The organism is Mesorhizobium sp. M2A.F.Ca.ET.037.01.1.1 (genome assembly GCF_003998075.1).
Classification (GTDB): Bacteria; Pseudomonadota; Alphaproteobacteria; order Rhizobiales; family Rhizobiaceae; genus Mesorhizobium.
This window is the reverse complement of record NZ_RZSA01000455.1, coordinates 1-5,061: the sequence shown is the minus strand read 5'-3', so window position 1 is coordinate 5,061 and position 5,061 is coordinate 1. Positions and strand designations below refer to the sequence as shown.

Below are 5,061 nucleotides of genomic sequence, written 5' to 3'. Positions count from 1 at the left end.
GACGACGACAGCACGCCCGTTCCCGCCCTCCAGTCCGGAAAACTCGGCTTCGAGGTCGGGATGGACGAGCAGATGCGGCTGGCGGTCGTGATTGCGCAGCCATTCGACCGCGGCGCGCGCCGGCGTCAGCAACTCTTCGTCCGCGACCTCGATGCCCATGGCCACAAGCTGCGCGATGATCTTGCTGCGCGGCGAGCGTGTCGTGTTGCTGACGAAACGCAGCGGCAGGCCGGCCTTACGCAGACGTTCGATAGCCGCGGCCGCGCCTGGTATCGGGGTATCGCCATCGTAGACGACACCCAGAAGATCGAGCAGCACCGCGCGTATCATCGGCGCAGGATGGAGAAACGGTCTCCGTTCGTCAAACCAGGAGAAAATCAGGCCACGAGAGAATCAGGCCACGGAAGAATCAGGCGGCGTCGCGGCCTTCGCCGACTATGCGCGAGCGCATGCTCTTGGCCAGCGCCGTTTCGAGCCGCGCGGCAACCGCGCGATCCCATTCATTTGTCTTGCGCGCATTGTCTTTCGAGTGCGGCAATGCCATCAGCCGGTCGATGATCGATCCGGTCTCGCCGGACGAGAGCAGGGCGTCGATTTCGCGTTCGTGCTGCATATCGGTTCGCCTCCTTCTTCTTCACCCGCCACAGGAGCCACGTTTATACGAAATCCGTGACGGCTGTTTGAAGGCAAGAACGAGGTGATTGAGGGGCAGCGCGGGGCAAAGTTTTGTCGCTTGATTCCGCCCTCGCGAACGCAATTTTCAGGCCTGCCCCGCGTCCCGACTGCTCGGGCGCGAGGCAGCGTGCCGTTCTTTAGACATACCTGTTGACGATGTTTTCGAGCAGCTCCTGCCGGCCGGAGCGCGGCTGCGGCTCGATCTTCGTCTTCACCACGCGTTCGGCGATCTCCTCCAGCGTGCGCTTGCCTGAAAGCATCGCCTCGCCTTCGGCGGTGTTCCAGCCGGCATAGCGTTCGGCGAGCGGACCGGACAGCGCCTTGTCCTCGATCATCTTCGCCGCCGCCTTCAGGCCGCGCGCGCAGGCATCCATGCCGCCGATATGGCCGATCAGCAGGTCGTCCGGGTCGAGCGATTGGCGCCGGAGCTTGGCGTCGAAATTGGTGCCGCCAGTCTTGAAGCCGCCGCCCAGCAGCACCTGGTAATAGGCCAAGGCCATTTCCGGCACATTGTTGGGGAACTGGTCGGTGTCCCAGCCCGATTGGTAGTCGTTGCGGTTCATGTCGATAGAGCCGAAGACGCCCAGCGCGTTGGCCAGAGCCAGTTCGTGCTCGAAGGAATGGCCGGCGAGGATCGCGTGGCCCTGCTCGATGTTGAGCTTGACCTCCTTCTCCAGGCCGAAGCGCTTGAGGAAGCCGTACACAGTGGCGACGTCGTAGTCGTACTGGTGTTTTGTGGGCTCCTGCGGCTTCGGCTCGATCAGGATCGTGCCCTTGAAGCCGATCTTGTGCTTGTAGTCGACGACGAGGTTGAGGAAGCGGCCGGCCTGTTCCTGCTCGCGCGCGAGGTCGGTGTTGAGCAAGGTCTCATAGCCTTCGCGCCCGCCCCACAGCACATAGTTCTCGCCCTTCAGCTTCTTCGTCACGTCGATGCACTTCTTCACCGTCGCCGCCGCATAGGCGAACACATCCGGATCGGGGTTGGTGGCCGCGCCCGACATGAAGCGGCGATGCGAGAACAGGTTCGCCGTGCCCCAGAGCAGCTTGACGCCGGTCTTTTTCATCTTGTCGGCGAAATAGTCGGTGATCTCGTCGAGGCGCGCGGCGCTCTCGGAGAAATCCTTGCCTTCCGGGCGCACGTCGGCATCGTGGAAGCAGAAATAGGGCGCGCCGAGCAGCGAGAACATCTCGAAGGCGACGTCGGCCTTGAGCTTGGCCAGCTCCATCGTGTCGATGCCGCCCGGCTTGGCGAACCAGGGCCGGTCGAAGGTCTGGCCGCCGAACGGGTCGCCGCCCGGCCAGGCAAAGGAATGCCAGTAGGCGACGGCGAAGCGCAGATGGTCTTCCAGCCGCTTGCCGGCCACCACCTCGTCCGGGTTGTAGAAGCGATAGGCCAGCGGATTGGTCGAATCCGGTCCCTCATATTTGATCTTCTTGATGTCGCCGAAAAATCCGCTGCTCATGGTTTCCTTCCTCTCCGGGTGCATTCGCCCGATTACCTCAGGCGTAATTGGTTTCGCTTCTGCGGGGCGCCAAAAAGGTCATGTCGAAACGATCCAACGAAGGAGCATGACAATGACCGACCTCAACACGATCGCCCGCAACTACATCGCCGCCTGGAACGAGAGCGATGCGGCCCGCCGCGAGGCGCTGCTCGAAGCTGCCTTCACCGAGGATGTCAGCTATCGCGACCCGGTCATGCAGGGCGACGGCCATGACGGGGTCGCGTCCCTCATCGACGGCGTCCAGCAGCGCTTCGCCGGCTTCCGTTTCTCGCTGAAGGGCGAGCCCGACGGTTTTGCCGACCGCATACGCTTCTCGTGGAATCTGGGGCCCGAAGGCACGGAGTCGGTCATCGAAGGCACCGACATCGGCGTCATCGAGAACGGCCGCCTGAAGAGCGTCACCGGGTTTTTGGACAAGGTGCCGGCGCAGTGAGGCTAGCCGGGTAAGGCAGGCGCGAGGCCCCCCTCTCTGGCCTGCCGGCTCCGGCCCTTCGCTATCGCTCCGGGCGTTCGTCGTTCGGAAAGCCAAGCAATTGGCTTTCCGCCCGCTGCGCGGACCACTCCTCACCCCCCTCAAGGGAGGAGATCGGATGTCGCTTCGGCTTTCGCCAATCTCCAGCGTTGCAGGAGGTAGCGGGGCATTCCAACTGCCAATCTCCCCCCTTGAGGGGGAGATGCCCGGCAGGGCAGAGAGGGGGGCCTCGCGCCCGCTCATGCGACTACGAGGTGCCTCGCTTCCACTCACGCGGTTACAGCCCTTATCGCCGGGTAAAGCGCGCGATACCTCTGATAGGCATCGGCATAAGCCCCACCAAGCCCGCCTTCCGGCTCAACCGTCGCATCCGTCGCCGGCGCCGTGCATACCGCAAGCGGATCGGCACCGGTCGCGGCTATCAAGCCCAGCCTTGCCGCGCCAAACGCCGCGCCGAAATCGCCGTCAGCGGGAATATCGACCGGCACCTGCAACGCGGTGGCGATCGCCTTCAGCCAGTAGCGCGAGCGCGAGCCGCCGCCGATCGCCGTCACCCTGCTGATCGTCGTGCCGGCCGTCTTCAGCGCTTCGAGGCTGTCGCGGAAGGCGAAGGCGACGCCTTCCAGCACCGCCTGCGTCAGCACGGCCCGGCTCGATTGATGCGCAAGCCCCGTGAAAGAGCCGCGAATGGCGGAATCATTGTGCGGCGTGCGCTCGCCGGAGAGATAAGGCAGGAAGGAGACGCCCGTCGGCGCCTTGAGCGTGTCGCCAAGCTCGCCGGTCAGGTCGCCGGCGCTTTTTCCCGTGATTTCCGAAAGCCAGTTGAGCGAATCGGTCGCGGACAGGATCACGCCCATCTGGTGCCAGGTGTTGGGCAGCGCGTGGCAGAAGGTGTGCACCGCGCTTTCCGGATTGGGCAGATAGGAGGCGTTCGCCGCGAAGAGCACACCCGACGTGCCGAGCGACACGAAGGCGTGGCCCGCGCCGACCGTGCCCATGCCGCAGGCCGAGGCCGCATTGTCGCCGGCACCGCCAGCAATCGGAATGCCTCCCGCGATGCCCCATTTCGAGGCAAGCTCGGCGCGCAGCCCGCCGGCCTTGTCCGTGCCTTCGACCAGTAACGGCATATGCTTCTCGTCGAGCGACGTCGCCGCCAGCAATTCGGGGGCCCAGCGCCGATTGCCGACATCGAGCCAAGACGTGCCGGCTGAGTCCGACATTTCCGAGATGTGTTCGCCGGTCAGCCAGAGCCGCAGATAGTCCTTGGGCAAAAGCACCTTGGCTACCCTGGCAAAGATCGCCGGCTCGTTGTTCTTCACCCAGGCAAGCTTCGGCGCCGTGAAGCCCGGGAAGACGATGTTGCCGGTGAGCTTGCGGAAGCGCGGATCGGCATCGAGCGCCGCCGCCTCGGCATGGCTGCGCGTGTCGTTCCACAGGATGCAGGGGCGCAGCACCTTGTCCGATGCGTCGAGCAGGGTGGCGCCGTGCATCTGGCCGGAAAGGCCGATGCCCTTGACCGCCGCCAGTTCTTTAGGGTGCGAAGCCTTGAGCTCGGCAATTGCGGCCTCGCAGGCCTCGATCCAATGGGCCGGATCCTGCTCCGACCAGCCGGGATGCGGTCGCGACACGTCGAGCGAGCCATTGCCGGCGCCAATGACTTTCTGGTGGTCATCGATCAGCAGCGCCTTGACGCCCGAAGTGCCCAGGTCGAGGCCGAGATACATGATTTCCTCCCACTGCCATTAATTTTTTCGGATCTCGAAAAAATCTGGCTGGCCAGTTTTTAGGGCAAGATCCGTCCCGGGTCAATTCTCAGACAAATCGAATGCGCGCCGCGAGAACAATGCCGACAACGGGCTGTCCGGCCGCGCCAACTGCCGTTCGGCGGTAAGCGCTCGCGCCAGCCCCCTATTGCCGGCGCGCAACGCGGCTTCGATCAGCGTCAGGTCGATCACGTCGCGCTGCGCGTGGCTGCCGCCGAAGCGGTGCGCGATCGAGCGGATCGGCCGGATCAGCCGCACGGCCTCATCGTAGCGGCCCTCGCCGAAGGCCTTGATCGCAAGCGTCAGCGGATGGCCGACATCGCGCGCGAAGGCGGCATTGTCGTCGCTGCCGCGCATCGCTTCGCGCTGCGCCTCGAGCAGCGTCTTCGCCGGCGCTTCCAGCCCGGCGCCGACAAAGGCCATCATCGCATGCGCGTCGTTGAAGGCATAATTGCCGCCGCCGGCCTTGTGCCAGTTGTCGGCCAGAGCCGTCCAGCGGCCGCCGACATCGACGCCGCCGAGGCGCAGCCGCCACAGGATTGCCGAGGCATCAACCATATTGAGCGCCATCGTCGATGCCTCGCCATAGATCGGTCCGTCATAGAGCGCCAGCACCTCGGCGACCTCGCCGAGGTCGTAGTGGAAC

Annotated in this window: 4 protein-coding genes and 2 pseudogenes; 1 reads left to right on the top strand and 5 read right to left on the bottom strand. The window is 64.6% G+C overall.

Annotated features, from left to right (window positions below):
* The 3 genes and pseudogenes from EOA27_RS21295 to xylA all read right to left on the bottom strand — a co-directional run.
* Positions 1–318 (bottom strand): annotated as a pseudogene (locus tag EOA27_RS21295) (TIGR01458 family HAD-type hydrolase); the annotation flags it as partial.
* Between the two features lie 91 nt (positions 319–409).
* Positions 410–613 carry a hypothetical protein gene (locus tag EOA27_RS21290; protein WP_126079938.1) on the bottom strand — a complete coding sequence of 68 codons (204 nt, stop codon included), beginning with the start codon at positions 611–613 and terminating at the stop codon, positions 410–412.
* A 199-nt stretch (positions 614–812) separates the two neighbouring features.
* Positions 813–2,138: a xylose isomerase gene (xylA, locus tag EOA27_RS21285; protein WP_126079937.1), complete on the bottom strand. Its 1,326-nt coding sequence runs from the start codon at positions 2,136–2,138 to the stop codon at positions 813–815.
* 112 nt (positions 2,139–2,250) lie between these two features.
* Between xylA and EOA27_RS21280 the strand changes: the two genes are divergently transcribed.
* Entirely contained in the window at positions 2,251–2,613 is a 363-nt protein-coding gene (locus EOA27_RS21280; protein ID WP_126079936.1) for a nuclear transport factor 2 family protein, read from the top strand.
* A gap of 308 nt (positions 2,614–2,921) precedes the next feature.
* Here EOA27_RS21280 and xylB read toward each other — a convergent pair whose 3' ends face one another.
* Together xylB and EOA27_RS21270 are read right to left on the bottom strand one after the other, a co-directional pair.
* The gene (gene xylB / locus EOA27_RS21275; protein ID WP_126079935.1) at positions 2,922–4,376 is read right to left on the bottom strand and encodes a xylulokinase; all 1,455 of its coding nucleotides are present in this window, start codon (positions 4,374–4,376) and stop codon (positions 2,922–2,924) included.
* A gap of 81 nt (positions 4,377–4,457) precedes the next feature.
* Positions 4,458–5,061, bottom strand: a pseudogene (locus EOA27_RS21270) (tetratricopeptide repeat protein); the annotation flags it as partial.

Bases quoted from the DNA above. Each gene is read 5' to 3' on its own strand.
- EOA27_RS21290 (WP_126079938.1), bottom strand. From the start codon at position 613: ATGCAGCACGAACGCGAAATCGACGCCCTGCTCTCGTCCGGCGAGACC.
- xylA (WP_126079937.1), bottom strand. From the start codon at position 2,138: ATGAGCAGCGGATTTTTCGGCGACATCAAGAAGATCAAATATGAGGGA.
- EOA27_RS21280 (WP_126079936.1), top strand. From the start codon at position 2,251: ATGACCGACCTCAACACGATCGCCCGCAACTACATCGCCGCCTGGAAC.
- xylB (WP_126079935.1), bottom strand. From the start codon at position 4,376: ATGTATCTCGGCCTCGACCTGGGCACTTCGGGCGTCAAGGCGCTGCTG.